Here is a 23,148-nt window from a genome sequence, read left to right as displayed (position 1 = left end):
ATGGCCGCCGTCATGAACACCGAAGCAGGCGTTTCCGCCTCTGCCCGCCGCCACCGATCGCTCGGCCGTGATGCGGCAGGCGCTGTGGCGATCCTGGTCGTTGCCGTTATCGGCTACTTCCTGTTTCCGGATAATCTTGCGCTGCTTACCCGCATCGTCGCGGTCGCTCTGCTTGTTCTCTCGCTTGACCTTGTCACGGGCTATTGCGGCGTCGCGACGCTTGGACACGCGGCTCTCTTCGGTTCGGGCGCCTATGCTGCAGGTATTCTCTCGGCGCATTATGGCATCAATGATCCGCTGCTGATGACCCTTGCGGGCATCGCTGGCGGCGCTGTCGCGGGACTGATCAGCGGTGTCATTATCCTGCGTGGCCATGGCCTGCCGCAACTCGTCCTGTCGATCGCGCTCATCCATCTCTTCCACGAGTTCGCCAACAAGGCATCCAGCTGGACCGGCGGGAGCGACGGTCTGTCGGGGATCTCTGCCGACCCGATCCTCGGATATTTCGAATTCGATCTCTATGGCCATACAGCCTACGTCTTTGCGATTGTCCTGCTGCTCATCGTCTTTGTGCTTCTGCGTCTCATCGTGCGCTCGCCCTTCGGCATGCTTTGTCGCGGCACAAAGGAGGATCCGTTGCGCATCAAGGCCATGGGGGCCTCGCCAAAGGCTGCCCTGATGAAGATGTATGTGATCTCGGGTGCGGTCGCCGGCGTCGGTGGGGCACTTAACGCCATCACCACACAGGTCGTTGGCCTCGACAGTCTCTCCTTCACCCTGTCGGCGGAGTCACTGGTCATGCTCGTTCTTGGTGGCACGGGCTCACTGTTCGGCGGGCTTTCCGGCACGGTGATCTTCATGCTCTTCGAGGACTATGTCTCGGCGGCAAGTCCATTCCACTGGCTGACCATGGTGGGCGCGCTATTGATCGCCGTCGTCTTGTTCGCACCGAAGGGGCTCTACGGCTCCGCCGCAGCCTTCTTTAACCGCAGGAAGGAGGCGGGACAATGAACGCCGTCTTCGAAGTTGCCAACCTGAAGAAATCCTTCGGCGGCCTTGCCGTGACAAACGATGTCTCGCTGTCTATGGCGCCGGGCGATCGCGTGGCGCTGATCGGACCGAATGGTGCTGGCAAAACGACCTTCGTCAATCTTGTGACCGGCAACTTGCAGCCCGATTCCGGCGATGTCCGGCTTGCGGGCGAGACTGTCACCAAAGTTGGTGCCAATGGCCGTGTCAAGCGCGGCCTGGTGCGGTCCTTCCAGGTTACCCGGCTCTTCCTCGAGATGACGTCGGCCGAGCATGTCGCCCTTGCCATCCTCCAGCGTCAAGGACGCACGGGGCGCATGTTCGGGAATTTTCTTGCCATGCCCGATGTGATGGATGAAGTCAGCGAGCTGCTCAGTACGCTGGGGATCGCCCACCTCATGCATCGCAAGGTGAACGAGATTGCGTACGGCCAGCAGCGGCTTCTGGAAATCGCCATTGCGATGGCCCTGCGGCCAAAGGTGCTCCTGCTTGACGAGCCGGCCGCCGGCGTTCCCCAGAGTGACACCGGTCGCATCGAGCAGGCGCTCGCCGACCTGCCCGCCGATCTCGCTGTCTTGATGATCGAGCACGACATGGATCTTGTTTTCCGTTTCGCCAAGCGCGTTGTCGTTCTCGCGGCTGGCACGATCATCTTCGATGGATCGCCCGCCGACGTTACCAAGGATGCCCGCGTTCGCGAGGCCTATCTCGGGAGCTATGCCAATGCCAGCCACGCCGCTTGAGGTCGAAAATCTGTCCGCCGGTTACGGGCCGACACGTGTTCTGGAAGGCATCTCATTCTCCGTTCCATCAGGCGCGCGCCTTGCCGTTCTAGGCCGCAACGGAATGGGCAAGACCACCCTTCTTGCGACGCTCGCCGGGCAGACCAAACGCTACGACGGCACGATCCGGATCGGTGGTGCCGACGTGACGGCCATGCCAAGTGCGTCACGAGCGCACAAGGGACTGGGCTATGTTCCGCAGGCGCGCTGCATCTTTCCGACATTGACGGTGGAGGAGAACCTCTTCGTCGGCCTCAAGGGCCGGCCGAAGAGCACGCTTGAGGAAGCCTATGGCATGTTCCCGCGCCTGAAGGAGCGCCGCCGCAATCTTGGCAACCAGCTTTCGGGCGGCGAACAGCAGATGCTGTCGACGGCACGCACGATCCTTGGTCGTCCGTCGGTGCTTCTGCTTGACGAACCGCTGGAGGGCCTGGCACCCGTCATCTGCGAGGAGCTCATGGCTGCGTTCGCCGAGCTCGCGAAGACCGGCGACATGACGATCCTGCTGGTTGAACAACGCATCCAGAGCGCGCTTGATTTTGCCGACCATGTGATCGTGCTGGAGCGCGGGCGCCTCGCCTGGGCCGGCACGCCAAAGGCGCTGTCGGACGATCACGCGGCTGTCGAGCGCTTGCTTGGCGTGGGCGGTCTGCATTAGGCGGACAACCAGGGGGGCACGATCGTCCTGCCCAGTGGCCAAACCGCCCGCGGGCGCTCTCATACTATTGACGGAGAAGCATTCAATTGTATTCCGGCAGTCGAGAAACCATCTAATAGACAAGAAAAGTGGGCCATGCCGTCTCCCATCTTGTCAGGCGTCATCGTCCGTTTACGGAAAACAAACCATAAGCAGTTGCGTTCTGACGTGAAAACCGATTGCTTAGAAATATCTACCATTCTGCTCGCAGCTGGTAGAAACGGCACGAAGGATACGGGTCGCCGACAAAACTCAACGCTTCGCTTGTTCGTCAAAGTATGATTACCATGGCGCAGAGAGGTCGGCCCATTTTGAAGACGCGATGAGTAAAGATCTGTTTCAGGTAAAGTTTTGGGGCGTTCGCGGCAGCATCCCGGTCTCGGGCCCCGAATTCGATCGCTATGGCGGCAACACCTCGTGTATCGAAATCCGCTGCGGTGAACACCGGATGATCTTCGACGCCGGATCAGGCGTGCGCGAAGCCGGGCTTGCCATGCTCACCGAGGATGTCAGGGATGTCGACCTGTTCTTCAGCCACTGCCATTACGACCACATCATCGGCTTGCCCTTCTTCAAGGCCATCTACTATCCGACGATCGACCTGACGATCTGGTCGGGCCATCTCGACGGCAAGATGAGCACGCGCGAGATGATCGAGCAGTTCATCAGCCCGCCGTGGTTCCCGGTCAAGACCGACATCTGCCAGGCGACGATGAGTTTCCGCGACTTTCATGCCGGTCAGACGCTGGAGCCGCGGCCCGGCGTCAAGATCAAGACTTTCATGCTGAACCATCCGGGTGGTGCGATCGGCTACCGCATAGAATGGCAGGGGCGCTCCGTCGCCTTGATCTACGATATCGAGCATATCCCCGGCGTTTACGATCCGGTTGCGCTTGAAATGATGAAGGACGTCGATCTCGCCGTCTATGATTGCACCTACAACGAAGACGAGATGCAGCGCTTCAAGGGCTTCGGCCATTCCACCTGGCAGCATGGCATCGAACTGGCCAAAATGGCGGGTACCAGGCAGTTTGCCTTGTTTCACCATGCTCCATCGCGAACCGACACGCAGCTCGAGCAGATGGAACAGGAGGCCCAGGCCGCATTTCCAGGAGCTTTCGCCGCAAGGGACAATCAGGTCCTCGAAATCTAGTCCAGCAGATCGCGCGCCGACATCCAGGCGGCGCCCGGATGGTTGCCGGTCTCCTGGAAGAGGCGGGTCAGGAATTTCCACTCCGAGGGGCCGTGCACCAGATGGTGGGTGAGAATGCCAACCGGCTCATCGTCCCTGGAAAAGCGTGGCTTCAACTCCGCGACCAATTCCGCGACCAGATCGGCATGCGGGCGGTTCCCACGCTGTCCGCGCTGGTTTACGACGTCGACATGCGTGTTCAACAGGCGGATCGGGCTGTGAGCCGTGGTCCTGCCGAATATCGACAGCGCATCAAAACCCTGTGCTCCAAGCAGCGGGATGAGCTCGGCGCTAATCCTGTTCCAGGGCGGCACGAGCATTGGAACGAGCCTGGGGCCGTAAAGGCCTTGAAGGGTGACAAGGCCATCGCGCAATTCGCCGAGCACGAGGTCCGCCGGCCGATGGCGGCCAAGCTCCTGTTTCTTTTCCTCCGAACCGGCATGGTTTGCATGTGACCAGCCGTGAACGGCGACAAGGATATGGTTTTCGCGTAACAGGCGCGTTGCCAGTGCTTCGCCGGTCGAGGCTGGAATGACGGCGATGGTCAGCGGGACGGAAGCTTGACCTGTGATCGCGAGCAGGCTCTCGAGTGCGTCGGTCGGCTCGATCGCATCGTCGTCGCGAAGCCAAAGCCGTGCCCTTCGACCTGCCTGCTGCCAGCGGTCGAGTTCCTGTCGGAGGGGCAGCCAGATCTGATCGTCGCTCATGCTTCTCGTCTCACGTAAGTCCGCAAAATGGTGTCGAGGGCCTTCGCCGCGACCTTGAGCGAACGTTCTTCCAGAACGAATTGGCGCGCGCTTGCACCCATTGTCGAGCGCCTGCCGGGATCGTCGAGCAAAGCCGCGATTGCTGCGGCAAAGCCAGGCAGATCGCCGTCGGCCGTCAGATAGCCGGTCGTGCCGTCGATGACCACCTCCGGGACACCCGCCGTCCTCTGGGCGACCACCGGTAACCCGGCTGCCTGCGCCTCCAGATAGGCAAGCCCATAGGCTTCCCCGCAACCCGGCCACACATAGATGCCGGAGCGGCTGAGTTCAGCAGCGATTTGTCCGCCATTCAGCTCTCCGAGCAATTCAATACGGCCCGGTTCGAAGGCGCCAAACAATTGCTCCACGTCGGCCCGCATCGCCCCATCACCGGCGATCGCCAGTGTCCAGGCACGATCGCCAAGCAGCCTCAGAGCCTTGGCCAGCATCGTGTAGCTCTTGATCTTGTCGCCGCTGCGCATCATCGCGACGGCGATCAGACGTTGTGGCTTTGCCTGATGCAAGGCGGTCTCGAAAAACGCAGTGTCGATGAAGGGCTTGAGTACGGCCAACGAGCCGGTCGGCAGGACTTCTGCCAGCCCCGCCCTGTCGCGTTCCGTAAGAGCGATGTTGACGGCCGCGTTACGGGCTCCGTCCACAACCAGTTTCTGCAGCGGTGCCCAATCGGTGGCGTCCCGCTTCGCCGAATAGGATGCCTCGGCCGTGACGTAGGGAATGGCGAACTCCCGGCAGAGCGTCGGGCCGAAGAAATCGGGTGACTTGTAGTAGGGATGGTAAGAGAACCAGAGATCAGGGCGCAGCCCGCCTGACCAGTCCTTGCGCAGACGTTGCAGTTCCGCTTGTGCCGCCGGCCATAGCCCGGCGGCACCCTCGGCGGTCGCAGCAAAACTGCGAAACTCCGAGACGACCTCGACGGAATGTCCGGCCAGCTCCAGAGCCTGCATGATGAGGCGCGCCATCAGACGGTCACCTGACGGAACGGGATGGTTCGGGGACTTCAACGGTGCATAGAATGCAACCCGCATCAAAGCGCCTCCGTGGACACACACTGTTTACAATCGATGTCTGGGCTTGCCACGAGAAATTCCGCTATTGTCGGCTTCCTTAGGTTTTGCTGATAGCATGTGAAAGGCGATCACAATCAGAGACGGCGGCAATTCCACCTCAATTCCGTCCTCTCTATTGTATTTGTCATTTGGTATTCAAGAACGGGAATGAATGGCGACGGTCGCTGCCACCAGTATTTTTTCAGAGCGGACGATCAGAAGAGCTCGGCTTGGTTCCGGCCTCGTCATGTTTCTTTTTGTCCTGCTGCATCTGTCCAACCATGCGCTGGGTCTGATCTCCGTCCCGGTTGCCGACGATGGGCGGACGCTTTTCCTGGCGATCTGGCGCAACCCTGTCGCAACCGTCGTCTTCTACGGCGCCGTCCTCGTTCACATCACGCTGGTGCTGAGGGCGGTCTACAGGCGCCGTAGCCTTGTCATGCCGGCGGGCGAGATGACCCAGATCGTGCTCGGGATCGCGATCCCGCTGCTATTGATCGACCATGTCATCGGCACGCGGATCGCCCATACGCTGTTTCACTACCGGGACGACTACGAGACGATCGTTCGGTTGCTGTGGATTACCTCTCCTGGCAACGGATGGCGCCAGATCATCGCACTGCTTGCCGTCTGGATCCATGGCTGTATCGGCCTGCATTTCTGGCTTCGCTACCGGCCTTGGTACGACACCATCGCCGCCATGCTTCTCGCGGTCGCGATCCTCTTGCCGGTGCTTGGCATACTCGGCTTCATTGAAATGGGAAGGACGATCGCGGAGCCGGCCTATGAGGGCATGGTCAACACCGACCGCTATCTCGAGAATCTCAACACGCGCTATTACTCGAACCCTGAGGCTCAACGCCAGCTTACCATGATCCGCGCCGGCCTCTACGGCTCGTTTTCGGGCGCGCTTTTGATCGTCGTCGGCGCGCGGACATGGCGACGGTGGAGGGAGCGGGTCAATCAGATCACAGTGCGCTATCCGGGTGGCGAGGCGATCAGCGTGCCGCGCGGCTTTACGGTTCTGGAGGCAAGCCGGCTCGGTGGTTTGCCGCACTATTCCGTCTGCGGCGGCAAGGGCCAATGCTCGACCTGCCGCGTCCAGATCCTTGGCCGATACGAGGATCTGCCGCCGCCCGACAAGCTTGAGCAAACGACGCTGAAGAGGATCAAGGCAGCACCCGATGTGCGGCTTGCCTGCCAGCTGCGGCCAAATCATGATGTAACCGTCGCACCACTGCTCGTCGCGGCGCCAGAGGCGACATTGCCGCCAAACGCACAGGAAACCAGCCCCGGACGCGAGCGTGAGATTACGGTTCTCTTCTGCGACATTCGCCACTTCACGTCACTGACGGAAATGCGCCTGCCCTTCGATATCGTATTTTTGCTCAACCGCTATTTCGCCCTGGTTGGAAACGCCGTTGAAAAGGCAGGCGGCCGTGTCGACAAGTTCATCGGTGACGGCGCCATGGCGCTCTTCGGCATCGGCAGCGCGCCTGAAGAGGCATGTCGCCAGGCGCTTGCCGCGGCAGCGGCCATCGTTCGCGACATCGAAAAGCTCGGCGTCGAGCTTTCGGACGAACTATCCATGCCGCTTCACATTGCCATCGGAATTCACACGGGGCCCGCCGTCGTCGGAACGCTGGGCTATGGTCGGGTGCGCAGCCTCACCGCGATCGGCGACACCGTCAATGTTGCAAGCAGGCTGGAGACCGCAGCCAAGGAATTCGATGCAGCCATCGTCATTTCCGACGCGGTCGCAAGCCTTTCCGGGGCCGACACGGCGGGTGTGGAAAGCCGTGAAATCAGCGTGCGCGGTCGCGCCCTGCCCTTGAAAGTCTATGTGATTCCGAGCGACAAGGCCGCTGAACTGATCGAAGGAAAAGACGCATGACGAGCCGCGGCTGGCTCAACACCAAATTCTGGCAGAAACGGCTGCGAAAGGCGCGCAACGCTGTCGCAAAAAGGTTCTTCAATACTCGCACCGGCAGGCGGTTGCTGATCGAGAGCATCGGGCCGCGCGTCGTGTCGATGACGGTCGATGCTGGTGATCATCTGATGACCTTCTCGCCGTCCGACTACATTGGGCGCAAGGTCTTTCGAAAGGGGCACTTCGAGCGCGAGCATGTGGACCGCCTGATTGCGGTGCTGCGTGAGCGCGGGCTCATGCACGGGCGCCATCTTCTGGAGATTGGCGGCAACATCGGGACGCAGACCGTCTATTTCGCACTGAGCGGCGCCTACGATCACATCGTCAGCATCGAGCCCGATCCGCGCAACTTCCCCCTGCTGCAGACCAATATCCGCCAGAACAGGCTCGATCAAATGGTGACGCTGGTCAACTGTGCCGCCGGGGCGACGGCTGGCGAGATCGACTTCTTCATGAATGCCGACAATCACGGCAAGAGCAGCGCGTACCGGAAAAGTGCAAGCGACCAGAAAACGAGCGTCCCGGTCAGACCGGTGACCGAGATCCTCGATGAGCTCTCCATCGATCCCCTCGATATCGGCCTCGTCTGGATGGATATCGAGGGCTATGAGCCTGTCGCCTGCGCCTCGATGGCACCGCTCCTGTCGCGCCGCGTGCCGCTCTACATGGAATTCACGCCGCTCTTTTACGGACCGGAACAGACCCGCGATTTCATCAGGACGCTCGCCGGCTACTACGAGGATTGCCTGGTCTTCTTCGAGGAGGAAGAACAGGAGATGAAGGTCGTCAACCTGCCGGGCAGCATCGAACAGTACGACGTTTTGTTTCTTCCCTGATTATTTCCGCCGATAGAGATAGTAACGGCCTTCCTTGACCCCCGCCGGTAGCTCGAGCGGTTCCAGTTCCGGGCGATCCAGCGGCAGACCGCTGACCGCGATGCCATTCTTGGCAAGCACGCCTGCCATGAGTTGCGGCAGCCAGGTCAATGTGACAGCATCGATATCGTCATGCCCGGTGCCGATATCGGCATGGGCGAGTGCCGCTCCGATCCCGACGAAGGCCTGGCCGGATTCGCGGATATCGCCGGTCACCATATTCTCCGCCGGGGGTGTCGAAGACGAATAGGAGCGAACGTCGCGGTCGAAGGCAATGATGCGACGATCCGGAAAATGCTCGCGCAGATGATCATAGGTGCGGCCATTGCCAAGGCCGAATTCCAGAACCGGCCCCTCGGTGCCGTTCACCAGCTCGACGATCGCATTCAATATGTCGCGCTGAGCCGTCAATCGGCGGATGAAGCTGTCCAGGCGGCTCATCTATGTTCTTGTCCATTCAATCGTTTTTCGAAAGCGGTGCTAGCACATGAAACTGTATGAAGTCGATTGCCGTAGATGGGAAAATGGCGTTGCAGTTACAGCATGGGTCTGTGCTAGGCTTCTCAGATGAACGACATCTCGAATGAAAGATTCTTTGCCGACGTACCCGTTTTCACCGATTTCGAGCGGGTAACCGATACGAGCAATTATCACCCGCTTCCCGACGGCTGGTTCCTGGCCCTTGCCGACATCGTCGGTTCGACGCAGGCGATCGCCGCCGGCCGCTACAAGGACGTCAACATGGCGGGCGTCAGCGTCATTTCGGCCGTCCTGAATGCGGTTGACAAGGGCGACTACCCATTCGTGTTTGGCGGCGATGGTGCCGTGGTTGCGCTGCCGGGGAACCTCGAGAATGCGGCGCGAAGTGCACTGGCGGCAACGCAGCGATGGGTAGAGGAGGAAATGGGCCTGACGCTGCGCATTGCGGTCGTACCGCTTGCCGATATTCGCAAGGAAGGCCTGGACGTTCGCGTCGCCCGTCACGCCGCCAGTCCCTTCGTCACCTATGCTATGTTTGCCGGCGGCGGAGCCAGCTGGGCCGAGCGCCAGATGAAGGCCGGACGCTACGGCGTCGAGCCTGCAACGCCAGGGACGCGGCCGGATCTGACCGGTCTCTCCTGTCGTTGGAGCCCGATTGCGGCGCATAACGGCGAGATCGTCTCCATTATCGCCGTACCAACCGAAGGCGGGCGGGCCAGTCCGGAGTTTCGCAAGCTCGTGATGGACGTCGTGGCTATCTCTTCAGAACAGGGCCGTGGCGGCCACCCGATTCCTGCCGATGGCCCTGAATTTGCCTTTTCGATGAAGGGCGTCGATCGTGAGGCACGGGCAACCGCACTGCCGGGAAAGAGACTCCTGCGGAAGCTGATCATCCTGTTGCAGATCGCGCTTGTCGTCGCACTCCACAGACTGGACATCAAGCTTGGCCGTTTCGACGCCCGGCGCTACACCCAAGACGTCTCCGGAAATTCAGATTTCCGCAAGTTCGACGACGGGCTGAAGATGACGATCGACGTCGATGCCGGCCATCTTGGCCGTATCCAGGCGCTCCTCGAAGAGGCGAAAGCAAAGGGCATTGCCCGTTACGGCCTGCACCGGCAGTCCTCGGCGCTGATGACCTGTTTTGTCCCGACACCGGTGTCACGCGACCACGTGCACTTTGTCGACGGTGCCAGCGGCGGCTACGCCGTCGCTGCCAGCCAGATCACGGGCAAGACACTGTCAGCAGTCGATATCACGCCTTGACGATGTGGTCGGCGAACAGCCCGAGGCGCGTGAAGACATTGCGGGTGTCTATGATCAGCGGCGCACTGTCTGCGATCACCGCATAGTCGAGCTTGTCATGGTCGGTTGCGACAAGAACTGCATCGTAGGCTTCCAGGGCCCCGGGCGTGAGATCGACCGATTTCCGGCCTTTCAAATGCTGATATTCGCGCGTCGAGGGGATCTCACCGACATGGGGATCGTGATAGTCGGCCTTGCCGCCGCGCTCTTCGATGATCTCCATCAGGCGCAATGAAGGGCTCTCGCGAATGTCGGCGACGTTCTTCTTGTAGGCGAGACCAAGGATCAGGACCCGCGAGCGGCTGAGTGCCTTGCCGGCCTTGATGTCGAGTGTTTCGGCAAGTTTGCCGACGACATAACGCGGCATTGCCGAATTGATCTCGCCAGCGAGCTCGATAAAGCGGGTCGGCAACTCGTATTCGCGGGATTTCCAGGTGAGGTAGAAGGGATCGATCGGAATGCAGTGACCGCCAAGGCCCGGGCCCGGGTAGAAGGGCATGTAGCCGAAGGGTTTGGTCTTGGCCGCGTCGATCACTTCCCAGACATCGATTCCCATGGCGGCGTAGACGGTCTTCAGCTCGTTGACGAGCGCGATGTTGACCGACCGAAAGATGTTTTCGGTCAGCTTGACGGCTTCTGCAGTGGCGTTGGAAGACACCGGAACGACGGTTTTGACCGCAGCGCCGTAGAAGCTCTTCATCAGCGCCAGGGCCTCTGCGCCATCGCCGGCGACAACCTTCGGAATCGTCGCCGTGTGATAGTGCTGGTTGCCCGGATCCTCACGCTCGGGCGAGAAACCGATGAAGAAGTCGCGGCCGGATTTCAGGCCGGTTTTCTCCAGGATGAGCTTGACGACATCATCCGTGGTGCCCGGATAGGTCGTCGATTCCAGCACCACAAGCTGGCCAGCACGCAGATGGGCAGCAATCGACCGTGAGGTTGCCTCCACAAAGGAAAGGTCAGGATCGCGATGCTTGGTGAGCGGCGTCGGAACACAGATGACAATGACGTCGCAGGCCGCAAGCCCGGCAAAATCCGTCGTGGCCGAAAAGCGCTGGCTGTCAATTTCGGCTGCGAGGTCGTCGCTTGCGACCGCATCGATATAGGAACGCCGCGCATCCAGGGCGACGATCTTGTCGGGGTCGATGTCAAAGCCAGTGACAGCAAAGCCGCTGCGGGCAATGGCGATTGCCAGCGGCAAGCCGACATAGCCGAGGCCTATGACACCGGCTCGGGCATTGCGGGTTTCGATCTTGTTTGAAAGGACGTCGTAGGTGGAGGAACTCGCCACGGCAGGTCTCATCATAGTGCTGAAGGTACCTTGATCTAATGTAAGAGCGCACCAATTGAAACCCGCCGCCAAATCGACGTCCGTTGATGTAACCGCGAAGACTCGCGCTGCGGCTGTGCCTCGCCCCTCCCGCAGTCCCGACCAGTGTGACCAAAAAGGCGCGGATGCCCCAAGAGATTTCATTGCAGGGTCAGAAAATGCGCAGATACCATTGTTTGGGATTGGCCCCGTGCCTATCTAGATCGAATAACGAACCACGAGAAAGGACTGCCTATCCTACCCACTTTATCAAGGGTTTGACAGGTGCCGCTGCCGGGCTCCCGGCAGATCGTTGACACAATATTACCGCTCGTCCATCCTCCTTCCCGCCCTGCGCACGGCGTTGCTGCAGGCAGGGTTGCCGACGCTTTTCAGGAATGGGCGTGCTTTATGAGGATACTACCAAGAATGGGCACGATCGAATCCAGCGTCTCCTCTATTTTGTTGGATCGGGTCGCTGAATGGCTGACGAATTCGTCGCTGGCCGGAGATGACCTCGAAAGCATCGTTCGCGGATTCTGCGAGCGTATTGCGGCGGCAGGGCTGCCGATCGCGCGCGTGCATCTGACCTTTTCGATGCTGCACCCGCTTTACGACGCGTTGAGCTTTACATGGCGACGTGCAAGCGGTGTCACGATCGAGGGTTATCGCCATGCCGCCGGGCAGAAGCCGGACCGCTTCCTGCAGAGCCCCTACTACTATCTCCTGGACAACAACCTCCAGCACATCCGTCGCCGGATACCGGCCGACGGCCCAGCCGAATTCCCGGTCTTCCTCGACCTGCGCGATGAGCGCATCACCGACTATCTGGCTTTCGTCCAGCCATTCGGCGATGGCTCCGTCCAGGGCATGATGGGCTCATGGTCGACGGATAGCCACGCCGGTTTCTCCGACGACATGATCGATGCGCTCTTGCGCATGCAGAACCATCTTGCCGTTGCCGCGAAGATGGCGGTCTTAGGCAAGCTCGCCAACAACATGCTCACCACCTATCTCGGCGGCGATGCGGGCAAGCGGGTGTTGAATGGCCAGATCCGCCGTGGCGACGGCGAGACGATCCGTGCGGCTCTCGTCATGGGCGATATGCGCCAGTCGACAGTGTATGCCGAAAAAGAGGGGCGGCAGGCCTACATCGATACGCTGAACCAGTTCTTCGACGCCATCGCTGCGCCATTCAACCGCAATGGCGGTGAGATCCTGAGCTTCCTCGGCGACGGTTTCCTGGCCGTCTATCCCTGTGGCCGGCACAAGGATCCATCCAAGATTGCCTGTCAGGCAGCCCTTTCCGCCGTCCACCAGGCGCAAGCCCGTGTCGCGGAATTGAACCGGAAGCGACTGGATGCCGGCCTTACCAAGGTTTCCTACGGGATCGGCCTGCACGTCGGCAACGTCATGTTCGGCAATGTCGGCCTCAAGGATCGCCTGACGTTTTCGGCGTTCGGCTCGGCCGTCAACGAGGTCCAGCGCCTGCAATCGCTGACGAAGAAATATTCGAGCGAGGTCATCGCAAGCCAGGCCTTTGCCGGCTACTGCGGCGGTGAGTGGCGCACGCTCGGCGAGGAAAAGCTCCGCGGCATCCGCCAAAAAGTCACGGTCTTGCAGCCGCATGTGCCAGCGCCCGTCCTGCATGTCGAGGAGAATTTCCGCGAGGTCGCACCGGCCGCACTTTCCGAGGCGGAACAGGTCATTCTGCTTCATCGCGATGCTAGAAAGCAGGCCAAAAGGCCAGCCGTGGAGGAATTCATTCAGTGAGGATGCCGGCGACCGATTTGGCCGAGATCTAATCTTCCCCAGCCTGTAAAATGCCAGGGTTTTCACGTGTCCGTCATCAACTGGACACCCCGATTGCGGTACGATAGTGTGCCTTAACGGGAACATGGAAAAACTGGGGAATTTCATTGGTATGGCGTCCGCCTCGGATCTGTTGCGCATCGAGAACCTCGACGTTACTTTCTCGGTTTTCGGCGATCGCCTGCGCGTCGTAAAAAACGCGAATATCCGTATTTTGCCGGGCAAGGTCACTGCGCTCGTCGGAGAATCCGGCTCAGGCAAATCGGTCATCAGCCAAAGCATCATGGGCATCCTGCCAAATCCCGCAACGGCCGAGGGGCAGATCCTCTTTACCGACCCGCTGGATGGCAAGACGACAGACATTCTTCGCTATTCCCGCGACAGCGAGCAAATGCGTGATCTGCGTGGCCGCCGCATGGCGACGATCTTTCAGGAGCCGATGACCTCGCTGTCGCCGCTCCACACCGTCGGCAATCAGATCAGTGAAGCACTCCTCATCCACACGGAGGCCGACAAGAAGGAAGCACGCGAAAAGACCGAGGAGATGCTGGGTCTTGTCGGCTTTGCCAATCCGAAGCGCACCTTCGACATGTACCCCTTCGAGCTCTCGGGCGGCATGCGCCAGCGCGCGATGATCGCAATGGCGCTGATCTGCAATCCGGCGCTCCTGATTGCCGACGAGCCGACGACGGCGCTCGACGTGACCATACAGGCACAGATCCTGGAGCTGCTGCGCGACCTGCAGCACAAGCTCGGAATGGCGATGCTGCTGATCACGCATGATCTCGGCGTCGTTGCCAACATGGCCGACGAGGTGGTGGTGATCTATCATGGCGAGATCATGGAGGCGGGACCGGTCGAATCGATCTTCCGCAACCCGCAGCATCCTTACCTCAAGGGCCTGATGGCTGCCGTGCCGCATTTCGACATGAAGCCCGGCGAACGTCTCAAGGCGCTGCGCGACGTGCCCGTCAACCTCGAGTCCCTGATCGGCAAGAAGAAGGTGAAGGCCGAAGGGCCGGAGATCCTGCTTTCCGTCAATAACCTCTCCAAGACCTTCAAGACCCGCAATCGCGGCCTTTTTGGAACGCGCGAAGCTGCGCTCGTTCATGCTGTCGACGATGTCAGCTTTGACATCCGCCGAGGGGAATGCCTGGGGCTCGTCGGCGAATCCGGCTGCGGCAAGACGACGGTCAGCAAGATCTTGATGCGGGCCGTGAGGCCTGATGGTGGCTCGGTGGTCTTCAATGACGGCAAGGACGTGATCGATGTCCTGTCTGCTTCCGGCGACGATCTGCAGGAACTGCGCACCAAGATACAGATGGTGTTCCAGGATCCGGTCTCGTCCCTGTCGCCGCGCATGACCGTGCGCAATATCCTCAGCGAGCCGCTGGAGATCCATGACCGCGGGGATAGCGCCGAGCGAAAGCAGAGGGTAGAGGCTCTGATGGGTGCGATCGGCCTCGACCGGCGCTATCTGAACCGTTACCCGCACAGTTTTTCCGGCGGGCAGCGCCAGCGCATCGGCATTGCGCGCGCGCTGGCACTCGGGCCAAAGCTCATCATTCTCGACGAGCCTGTATCGGCCCTCGACGTTTCCGTCCAGGCACAGATCCTGAACCTGCTGAAGGACCTGCAGAAGGATCTCGGGCTGACCTATCTGTTCATTTCGCACAATCTGGCGGTCGTCGACTACATGGCCGACCGCATCGCGGTGATGTGCAAGGGGCGCATCGTCGAGATTGCCCCCCGCGAGATCATTCTGCGCGATCCGGTGCATCCCTATACGAAGTCGCTCCTGGCGGCGGTCCCCTTCCCCGACCTCAACCGTCCGCTCGATTTCGAGGCGCTGCGAAGAAACGGCGCCGCAGACAAGCAGAACTGGGGCATTACCTTTACGGCGGAGCATGATGATGCGTCCGAGCTCGCCTACGCTGATCTCGGCAACGGCCATCTTGTGCGCGCCCGCAAGGGTGCAGACGCAAAGGAGCTTCGCTCATGGTAACGCGGCGCACGTTTCTCGGTGGTCTTATCGGTTCGGCAGTGTTGCCCTCCGCTGTCAAGGCGGCGGCGGATCGCGATATCGAGCCCGAATTCTTGAGGGATTGGCTGCGCGCAGGGCGCATTCCACCCATGGTCGATCGCCTGCCGACGCATCCGCGGATCGTCAATATGAAGGATACGGGGCGCATGCCGGGCGTCTATGGCGGCACGGTGCGCACCATCATCGGCAGCCAGAAGGATATCCGCTACATGACCGTCTATGGCTATTCGCGCCTGGTCGGTTACGACAAGCAGCTGATGTTCCAGCCTGATATTCTCCTGGGTTTCGAATCCAAGGATGACACGGTCTTCACCTTCTATCTGCGCGAAGGTCACCGCTGGTCCGACGGCGCACCCTTTACGGTGGACGATTTCCGCTACTGGTGGGAGGACGTGATCCTCAACAAGGACCTGACACCTGGTGGTGGTGCGCTCGAGTTGCGACCCCATGGCACATTGCCGAAATTCGAAGTGCTGGACGCTTTGACAGTTCGCTACACCTGGGAGCGACCCAATCCGATGTTCCTGCCGGCGCTTGCTGGCCCTCTGCCGCTCGTGATCTTCGGGCCGGGGCACTATCTCAAGCAGTTTCACAAGAAATACCAGGACGATTTCCGTATTTCGGCGCTGATGAAGGAAAACCGCGTCAAGAAGTGGGCGGATCTGCACATCAAGATGTCGCGTTCCTCGCGTCCTGAAAATCCGGAACTGCCAACGCTCGATCCCTGGCGCAACACGACGCCTCTGCCGGCCGACCAATTCGTGTTCGTGCGAAACCCGTTTTTCCATCGCATCGACGAGAACGGGGTACAACTTCCCTACATCGACAAGTTCATCCTCAACGTCAGTTCATCCTCGATCATCGCCGCCAAGGCGGGCGCCGGTGAATCCGACCTGCAGGCCACTGGCGTCGACTTCAACGATTACACATTCCTCAAGGATGCCGAAAAGCGGTTCCCCGTGAAGGTCAACCTGTGGAAGCAGGTGCGCGGATCGCGCGTGGCGCTCCTGCCGAACCTCAACTGCGCCGACGAGGTCTGGCGCAAGCTGTTTCGGGAAACTCGCTTCCGCCGGGCGCTGTCGATGTCGATCGATCGGCATGAGATCAACATGGTTGCCTTCTATGGTCTCGGCAAGGCAAGCGCTGATACCGTTTTGCCCGACAGCCCTCTCTTCAGACCCGAATATGCGGAAGCCTTCATTGCTCATGATCCCGATCAGGCAAACAAACTCCTGGACGAGCTCGGGCTGGCGAACCGGGGCGCCGATGGCATTCGGCTGTTGCCGGATGGTCGCCGTGCCGAAATCACCGTGGAGACCGCTGGCGAAAGCAACCTCGACACCGACGTTCTGGAACTGGTGCGTGATCATTGGTTCGAAGTCGGTCTTGCTCTCTACACCCGCACCTCGCAACGCGACGTTTTCCGCAGCCGCGCCATGAGCGGCACGATCATGATGTCGATCTGGTACGGCATCGAGAACGGGGTTGCTACCGCGGACATGTCTCCGGGGCAGCTTGCGCCAACCGTCGACGATCAACTGCAATGGCCGCTTTGGGGGATGTATCACCTGTCGGCCGGGCAGGAAGGCAGCGCCCCGGACCTCGAGGAAGTGCAGCAGCTCGTCGCGCTTCTCAAACAGTGGGGTGATACCACGAGATTCGAGGAGCGAGAGGTGATCTGGCATCAGATGCTAGCGCTCTATACACAGCAGGTCTTCTCGATCGGCCTCATCAACAGCACGCTGCAGCCGATCGTCCGATCCGCCAGATTGCAGAACGTGCCGGATGAGGGCCTCTATGGTTTTGACCCGACATCCTATCTCGGCCTCTACATGCCGGATGCCTTCTGGTTCAAGGAGGCTTGAGGGATGCTGAAATACATCCTCTGGCGCATTGCTGCGATGGTGCCGACTCTGTTCATCATCTCGGCGCTGGTCTTCACCATCATCGAACTTCCGCCGGGCGACTTTTTCGAAAGCCAGATCGCGGAACTGCGGGCGCAGGGCGAGAGTGCCAACCTGCAGGAAATCGAAGAACTCAGGATACAATACGGTTTCGACAGGCCCGAGATCGTCCGCTACTTCTTCTGGGTCGGCGGCATGCTGCACGGGGACTTCGGCTATTCGTTCGAATACCAGCTGCCGGTCTCGGAAGTCGTCGGTGATCGTCTCTGGCTGACGATGCTCGTTTCCTTTTCCACGATCCTGCTGACGTGGTTGATCGCCTTTCCGATCGGGATCTATTCGGCGACCCATCAGTATAGTTGGGGCGACTACGGGCTGACCTTTCTGGGGTTGCTCGGCATCGCCATCCCGAACTTCATGCTGGCCCTGATCCTGATGTACTTCGCCAACATCTGGTTCGGCGTCTCGATCGGCCACTTGATGGACCAAAGGTTCCTGAACGAGCCGATGAGCTGGGAAAAGGCGCGGTCCATTCTTTCGCATCTGTGGATTCCGGTCATCATCGTCGGCACCGCGGGGACGGCCGGCATGATCCGGCGGCTTCGCGCCAATCTGCTCGACGAGATGCAGAAACAATACGTCGTCACCGCCCGTGCCAAGGGGCTTCACCCGCTTCGCGCGCTCGTGAAGTATCCGCTGCGCATGGCTCTCAACTTCTTCGTTGCCGATATCGGATCGATCCTGCCTTCGATCATCTCAGGGGCGGAAATCGTCGCCATCGTGCTGTCGCTCGAGACGACGGGCCCCATGCTCATCAAGGCCCTGCAGAGCCAGGACATGTATCTTGCGGGTTCGTTCCTGATGTTCCTCGCCTTCCTCAACGTCATCGGGGTGCTCGTCTCCGATATCGCACTTGGCTTTCTCGATCCGCGTATCCGCCTGCAAGGCAGGAGCACCAAATAGATGTCGCCCTTGCCACCGCCCGGCGCGCCGATGCCGCATTATGTTTCGACCGCACCCTTCGATCCCATGGCGACCGAGGGGATGACGTCTGCGCAATCGCGCATCCACCTTGCCTCGCAGAAGCAGTTGATGTGGTGGAAGTTCAAGCAGCACCGGCTGGCACTTGCCTCCGGCATTTTTCTGCTTGCGCTCTACTCCATGATTATCGTCGTCGAGTTCATTGCGCCCTATGGGCTGCACACCAAGAATGTGGACTTCATCCATTCCCCGCCACAGCGCGTGCATTTCTTCCACGATGGCAAATTCGTCGGCCCCTTCGTCTACGGGCGCTCCATGTCGCTCGATCTCGACACCCTCCATCGGCTTTACTCCGACAAGCCGGATGAGGTGCAGCCGATCCGCTTCTTCTGCCGCGGCGATTCCTACAAGTTCTGGGGACTGGTCAAATCGGATCTTCACCTGGTTTGCCCGGCAGTCGGCGGGCAGATGTTCCTGCTTGGCACTGACCGCCTCGGCCGTGACGTGCTGTCGCGCATTCTCTACGGCGCCCGCATTTCGCTGACGATCGGCCTGATCGGTATCGCCATCAGCTTCTGCCTCGGGATCGTCATCGGCGGATTGGCAGGCTATTGGGGCGGCGTCTTCGATCTGATCGTCCAGCGCCTGATCGAAGTCCTTCAGTCGCTGCCAAGCCTGCCGCTCTGGATGGCGCTGGCTGCGATCATGCCTGTCACGTGGAGCCCCATCGTCATCTATTTCGGGATCACGGTCATCCTCGGTATCATCGACTGGACTGGTCTTGCGCGAGCCGTGCGCTCGAAGCTCTTGGCCCTGCGTGAAGAGGATTATGTCCAGGCAGCCCAGTTGATGGGCGCCAGCACGCCGCGCATCATTGGCCGACATCTTGTTCCAGGCTTCATGTCCCACCTGATCGCCTCTGCCACGATCTCGATTCCCGGCATGATTCTCGGTGAGACGGCGCTCAGCTTCCTTGGCCTCGGTCTGCGCCCGCCGATCACCAGCTGGGGCATTCTGCTGACAGAAGCAAAGAGCGTAAGCGTCATCGCCTTCTATCCGTGGTTGCTTTTTCCGATTATACCTGTCGTTCTGGTGATTTTGGCGTTCAACTTTCTGGGAGACGGCTTGCGCGATGCGGCAGATCCCTACAAATAGCGGCCAGCCCGGCGGAGCACTGCTTTGTCTTTTGACGGCCAGCAAAAAACCGGCGGTGCTCGTATGATCCACAGCGCAGAAGGATTGCCCATGGCACGGCGCCTGGAAGATGCCCGTATCCTCATGTACAGCCACGACACGTTCGGGCTCGGCCATTTGCGCCGCTGCCGCGCGATCGCTCATGCTTTGGTCGAGGATTATCGCGGGCTTAATATTCTGATCATCTCCGGAGCCACGATTGCCGGCGCGTTCGACTACCGGGCGCGCGTCGACTTCGTGAAGATCCCGAGTGTCATCAAGCTTCGCAACGGCGAATATACGTCGATGGCGGGCCATATCGATCTGCATGAAACGCTGAAGATGCGTGAGTCGAGTATTCGACACACAGCCGAAACCTTCCAGCCCGACATTTTCATCGTCGACAAGGAACCGATGGGACTGAAGGGCGAAGTCGAGGAGACGCTGGGCTATCTGAAGGCGCAGGGCACCGTTCTGGTGCTTGGCCTGCGCGAGATCATGGATGCGCCGCATCTGCTTGATGCCGAATGGAAGCGGAACGGCATCATGCAGAAGATCGACCAGTATTACGATTCCATCTGGGTCTATGGACCGCCTGATTTCTACGATCCGCTGATCGGACTGGACGTGCCGGCAAGTGTGCGCAGAAAGATGGATTTCGTCGGATTTCTCCAGCGCAGTGTCTCGACGAGCAAGACCTCGATCAATGCGCGCACGGACAACTACATTCTGGTCACGACCGGCGGTGGCGGCGATGGGTCCGATCTCGTTCACGATGTCATGAACGCCTATGAGCAAGACCCTTCCCTGCAGCAAAAGGCGCTTGTCGTGCTCGGCCCCTATATGCCGGCTGCCGAGCGCTCCAAGCTGGTGGCCAAAGGGTCCCGCATTCCCTACATAGAGGTGATCGAGTTCGACAATAATATGGAAGAGCTGATCGTGGGGGCCACCGGCGTTGTGGCCATGGGTGGCTATAACACCTATTGCGAAATCCTTTCGTTCGACAAGCCTGCACTCATTGTTCCTCGGGTGAAACCACGCGAAGAGCAGCTGCTGCGCGCCAGGCGAGCAAGCGAACTCGGACTGATCGACATGCTGCTGCCGGACCAGTCGGGAGATCCCAAGGTGATGTCCGAGGCCCTGAAACGACTTCCCGAACGCGCACCGCCGTCCAAGAGCGGCTGTACCTTGCAGTTGCAGGGCCTCGATCACATTTCGCAGACGGTCGGACATTGGCTGGATGGCCGGGGGCCGCATCTGTCCGTCGTCGGGGCCGAGTGAAGAACAAGATCTTGTCGAAGCGTCGTAAGATTCTCGTTGTGCTGAAAGGCTACCCGCGCCTTTCGGAGACATTTATCGCCCAGGAACTGCTCGGCCTGGAGAAGGCCGGTTTTGATCTGACCTTGATCTCGATGCGCCGGCCAACCGACAAGAAGCGGCATCCCGTGCATGACGAGATCAGGGCACGCGTCGTCTATCTGCCCGAGTATCTTCACGAAGAGCCGATCCGCGTGCTGAAGGGGCTGTTTGCGAGCTTCCGTCGGCCCGGGATCAAGGCTCTCTGGCAGCGCTTCCTCAAGGACCTCCCACGTGACATCTCTCGCAACCGCTTCAGGCGGCTTGGACAGGCGATGGTGCTCGCACGCGAATGGCCCGATAGCGGTGAGTGGCTGCACGCACATTTCATCCACACCCCTGCCTCCGTGACCGAATATGCGAGCATCCTCACCGGTGTGCCCTGGACCTGTTCGGCCCATGCCAAGGACATCTGGACATCGCCGGACTGGGAGTTGCATGAGAAGCTTGGCAGCGCCCGCTGGACGGTGACCTGCACGCGAAGCGGCTATGAGCACATGCGCACCTTGACCCCCCGCAAGGACGCCGTGCATCTGAGCTATCACGGTCTCGATTTGGCGCGTTTCGGGCATTTCGGCGGCCAGCGATCGCAGCGCGACGGCAGCAACCCGGCGGACCCTGTCGTCATTCTCAGTGTCGGCCGTGCCGTCGAGAAGAAGGGCTACGAGACGCTGCTCAAGGCACTCGCACTGCTGCCCGGCGACCTGAACTGGCGTTTCGAGCACATCGGCGGCGGCGACAAGCTGCCGAAGCTGAAGGCGCTTGCTGCGGATCTCAATCTGACGGATCGGATCAGCTGGAAGGGCGCACTCGCACAGGAAGACGTGCTCGATCACTACCGCCAGGCCGATGTTTTCGCACTTGCCTGCCGGATTGCATCCAATGGCGATCGCGACGGCCTGCCGAATGTATTGGTGGAGGCATCGAGCCAGCGCCTGCCCTGTATCTCGACGTCGGTATCCGGCGTGCCGGAGCTTCTTGTGGACGGTGAAAACGGCAGGCTCGTGCCACCCGAGGATCCTGCGGCGTTTGCGGGGGCACTCGAGACACTGATCCGCGGTCCTGCCTTACGGTCGCGGCTGGGAGATGCGGCCGAAAGACGCGTGCGCGAGCATTTTGACCACGAGGTGAGCATCACCGAGCTCGGCCATCTGTTTGAACAGGAATGGCAGAAAGCCTCATGAACGCGCCCCGGGTCTTTTTCTATGTCCAGCATTTGCTTGGCATCGGGCATATCGCCCGGGCAAGCCGCATCGCGAGCGCGCTCGTCAGCGACGGTTTCGACGTCACTGTCGTGACGGGTGGGCTGCCGGTTCCAGGTTTTCCGGGAGACGGCATCAGGACGGTGGCTCTTCCACCGGTCGTGGCAAGCAATGCCGGTTTTTCCGGACTTGCGGACAGCAATGGTGTTGCCGCCGACGAGGCGTTCCTCAGCAAACGCCGGGATCTGCTGCTCGAAGCCTTCCATGATACAGCGCCCGACGTCGTCATCATCGAAGCGTTTCCTTTTGGCCGCCGGCAGATGCGGTTCGAGCTGCTCCCGCTTCTTGATGCAATCGAAGAGGCGCATCCACGGCCGAAGCTTTTCAGCTCGGTGCGCGATATCCTGCAGCAGAACCGGAAGCCCGGGCGCGACGAGGAGACCGTGGCGCTGGTCAGAAATCATTTCGACGGCGTCCTGGTGCATGGGGATCCGAGCTTCGTTCGCCTGGAAGATACCTTTCCCCTGACGGCGGAGATTGCCTCCAAGCTTCTCTATACCGGCTTGGTGGCGGCCCCGCGGGCGGCTGATCCTGAAGAGACCTTCGACATTGTTGCATCCGCTGGTGGCGGAGCCGTCGGCCTCGACCTGCTTCGCGCGGCCAATGGCGCGGCCGCGATGTTGCCGGCGAACCTGCGGTGGCTGCTGATCAGCGGGCCGAACCTTCCCGAGGCCGACTTCGCCAGCCTTTCGAAGGCAACGCCCTTGAACGTTACGCTGACCCGGTTTCGCAAGGATTTCCCATCGCTGCTGCGCGGCGCGCGTGTTTCCATCTCGCAGGCGGGCTATAATACTGTTGGCGATCTGCTTCAGACCGACTGCCGGATGATCCTCATTCCCTTCGTTGCCGGTGGAGAGACGGAACAAACGGTCCGCGCGGAACAGCTGCGGGCACTCGGGCTCGCGGATATCCTGCCGGAGGCCGGTCTGACGCCCGAAATCGTTGCCAATGCCGTCACAACGGCACTCGCAAAACCGCGGGCAGCCTCGGCATTGCTCGATCTCGGGGGGGCCGGCAAAACGGCATCAATCATTCGGTCCATGATCGGGTGAAAGCCTCGCACTTTGCAAAAATGATGTGATATAAACAACGTCCCGGCGAGAATCGGCATGACGATGGAAATCCGATGCGCCTTGTTTTCGTTATGAGATCCGGCGGTCCGGTTGCATGATCCTGTTTTCGGCATTCCCTTTGACTTCGCCGC

The 23,148-nt window shown here is 60.3% G+C and carries 19 protein-coding genes; 15 read left to right on the top strand and 4 right to left on the bottom strand.

Features of this window, described 5'->3' with window-relative positions; translation table 11 throughout:
* The 4 genes from RHIBUN_RS0102330 to RHIBUN_RS0102315 all read left to right on the top strand — a co-directional run bounded on the left by RHIBUN_RS0102330 (position 1) and on the right by RHIBUN_RS0102315 (position 3,661).
* Positions 1–1,011, top strand: coding sequence for a branched-chain amino acid ABC transporter permease (locus RHIBUN_RS0102330; RefSeq protein WP_025658264.1), 1,011 nt, complete (start codon positions 1–3; stop codon positions 1,009–1,011).
* Entirely contained in the window at positions 1,008–1,772 is a 765-nt protein-coding gene (locus RHIBUN_RS0102325; RefSeq protein ID WP_025658263.1) for an ABC transporter ATP-binding protein, read from the top strand. The genes RHIBUN_RS0102330 and RHIBUN_RS0102325 overlap by 4 nt, the downstream gene beginning before the upstream one ends.
* Positions 1,753–2,469: an ABC transporter ATP-binding protein gene (locus RHIBUN_RS0102320; RefSeq protein WP_025658262.1), complete on the top strand. Its 717-nt coding sequence runs from the start codon at positions 1,753–1,755 to the stop codon at positions 2,467–2,469. Before RHIBUN_RS0102325 ends, RHIBUN_RS0102320 begins: the two co-directional genes overlap by 20 nt.
* A 361-nt stretch (positions 2,470–2,830) precedes the next feature.
* The gene (locus tag RHIBUN_RS0102315; RefSeq protein ID WP_025658261.1) at positions 2,831–3,661 is read left to right on the top strand and encodes an MBL fold metallo-hydrolase; all 831 of its coding nucleotides are present in this window, start codon (positions 2,831–2,833) and stop codon (positions 3,659–3,661) included.
* On the opposite strand, the gene RHIBUN_RS0102310 is transcribed toward RHIBUN_RS0102315, so the two are convergent.
* Together RHIBUN_RS0102310 and RHIBUN_RS0102305 are read right to left on the bottom strand one after the other, a co-directional pair.
* The gene (locus RHIBUN_RS0102310; protein WP_025658260.1) at positions 3,658–4,407 is read right to left on the bottom strand and encodes a polysaccharide deacetylase family protein; all 750 of its coding nucleotides are present in this window, start codon (positions 4,405–4,407) and stop codon (positions 3,658–3,660) included. The genes RHIBUN_RS0102315 and RHIBUN_RS0102310 overlap by 4 nt on opposite strands.
* Positions 4,404–5,492: a glycosyltransferase family 4 protein gene (locus tag RHIBUN_RS0102305; RefSeq protein ID WP_025658259.1), complete on the bottom strand. Its 1,089-nt coding sequence runs from the start codon at positions 5,490–5,492 to the stop codon at positions 4,404–4,406. Before RHIBUN_RS0102305 ends, RHIBUN_RS0102310 begins: the two co-directional genes overlap by 4 nt.
* Positions 5,493–5,685: 193 nt before the next feature.
* Between RHIBUN_RS0102305 and RHIBUN_RS0102300 the strand changes: the two genes are divergently transcribed.
* Positions 5,686–7,407, top strand: coding sequence for an adenylate/guanylate cyclase domain-containing protein (locus RHIBUN_RS0102300; RefSeq protein ID WP_025658258.1), 1,722 nt, complete (start codon positions 5,686–5,688; stop codon positions 7,405–7,407).
* Complete coding sequence (locus tag RHIBUN_RS0102295; protein ID WP_025658257.1) at positions 7,404–8,279, top strand: FkbM family methyltransferase; 876 nt, start codon at positions 7,404–7,406, stop codon at positions 8,277–8,279. The genes RHIBUN_RS0102300 and RHIBUN_RS0102295 overlap by 4 nt, the downstream gene beginning before the upstream one ends.
* Here RHIBUN_RS0102295 and RHIBUN_RS0102290 read toward each other — a convergent pair whose 3' ends face one another.
* Positions 8,280–8,759 carry a class I SAM-dependent methyltransferase gene (locus tag RHIBUN_RS0102290; protein ID WP_025658256.1) on the bottom strand — a complete coding sequence of 160 codons (480 nt, stop codon included), beginning with the start codon at positions 8,757–8,759 and terminating at the stop codon, positions 8,280–8,282.
* 126 nt (positions 8,760–8,885) lie between these two features.
* Here RHIBUN_RS0102290 and RHIBUN_RS0102285 point away from each other — a divergent pair, with 126 nt between their 5' ends.
* Entirely contained in the window at positions 8,886–10,064 is a 1,179-nt protein-coding gene (locus RHIBUN_RS0102285; RefSeq protein ID WP_025658255.1) for a DUF3095 domain-containing protein, read from the top strand.
* Here the strand turns inward: RHIBUN_RS0102285 and RHIBUN_RS0102280 are convergent.
* Positions 10,054–11,409 carry a nucleotide sugar dehydrogenase gene (locus RHIBUN_RS0102280; RefSeq protein WP_198021123.1) on the bottom strand — a complete coding sequence of 452 codons (1,356 nt, stop codon included), beginning with the start codon at positions 11,407–11,409 and terminating at the stop codon, positions 10,054–10,056. The two genes, RHIBUN_RS0102285 and RHIBUN_RS0102280, sit on opposite strands and share 11 nt — an antisense overlap.
* Positions 11,410–11,841: 432 nt before the next feature.
* Here RHIBUN_RS0102280 and RHIBUN_RS0102275 point away from each other — a divergent pair, with 432 nt between their 5' ends.
* The 8 genes from RHIBUN_RS0102275 (at position 11,842) to RHIBUN_RS0102240 (ending at position 22,996) form a co-directional block, all read left to right on the top strand.
* Entirely contained in the window at positions 11,842–13,185 is a 1,344-nt protein-coding gene (locus RHIBUN_RS0102275; RefSeq protein WP_025658253.1) for an adenylate/guanylate cyclase domain-containing protein, read from the top strand.
* A 151-nt stretch (positions 13,186–13,336) separates the two neighbouring features.
* Positions 13,337–15,229, top strand: coding sequence for an ABC transporter ATP-binding protein (locus RHIBUN_RS0102270; RefSeq protein ID WP_025658252.1), 1,893 nt, complete (start codon positions 13,337–13,339; stop codon positions 15,227–15,229).
* On the top strand, positions 15,223–17,133 hold the full coding sequence (locus RHIBUN_RS0102265; protein WP_025658251.1) for an ABC transporter substrate-binding protein: 1,911 nt from the start codon (positions 15,223–15,225) through the stop codon (positions 17,131–17,133). Before RHIBUN_RS0102270 ends, RHIBUN_RS0102265 begins: the two co-directional genes overlap by 7 nt.
* Positions 17,134–17,136: 3 nt before the next feature.
* Positions 17,137–18,135, top strand: coding sequence for an ABC transporter permease (locus RHIBUN_RS0102260; protein WP_025658250.1), 999 nt, complete (start codon positions 17,137–17,139; stop codon positions 18,133–18,135).
* Positions 18,136–19,308: an ABC transporter permease gene (locus tag RHIBUN_RS0102255; protein WP_025658249.1), complete on the top strand. Its 1,173-nt coding sequence runs from the start codon at positions 18,136–18,138 to the stop codon at positions 19,306–19,308. It begins immediately after the preceding gene.
* 90 nt (positions 19,309–19,398) lie between these two features.
* Positions 19,399–20,607, top strand: a complete 1,209-nt coding sequence (locus RHIBUN_RS0102250) for a glycosyltransferase family protein (RefSeq protein WP_025658248.1) — start codon at positions 19,399–19,401, stop codon at positions 20,605–20,607.
* Positions 20,608–20,618: 11 nt separating this feature from the next.
* Positions 20,619–21,866: a glycosyltransferase gene (locus tag RHIBUN_RS0102245; RefSeq protein ID WP_025658247.1), complete on the top strand. Its 1,248-nt coding sequence runs from the start codon at positions 20,619–20,621 to the stop codon at positions 21,864–21,866.
* On the top strand, positions 21,863–22,996 hold the full coding sequence (locus RHIBUN_RS0102240; protein ID WP_025658246.1) for a glycosyltransferase: 1,134 nt from the start codon (positions 21,863–21,865) through the stop codon (positions 22,994–22,996). The genes RHIBUN_RS0102245 and RHIBUN_RS0102240 overlap by 4 nt, the downstream gene beginning before the upstream one ends.
* Positions 22,997–23,148 lie beyond the last annotated feature (152 nt).

Origin of the sequence: Rhizobium sp. IBUN (assembly GCF_000510625.1) — a bacterium.
Classification (GTDB): Bacteria; Pseudomonadota; Alphaproteobacteria; order Rhizobiales; family Rhizobiaceae; genus Rhizobium; species Rhizobium altiplani.
The sequence above is the reverse complement of the archived record's forward strand: the minus strand, read 5'-3'. Positions and strand labels throughout refer to the sequence as shown.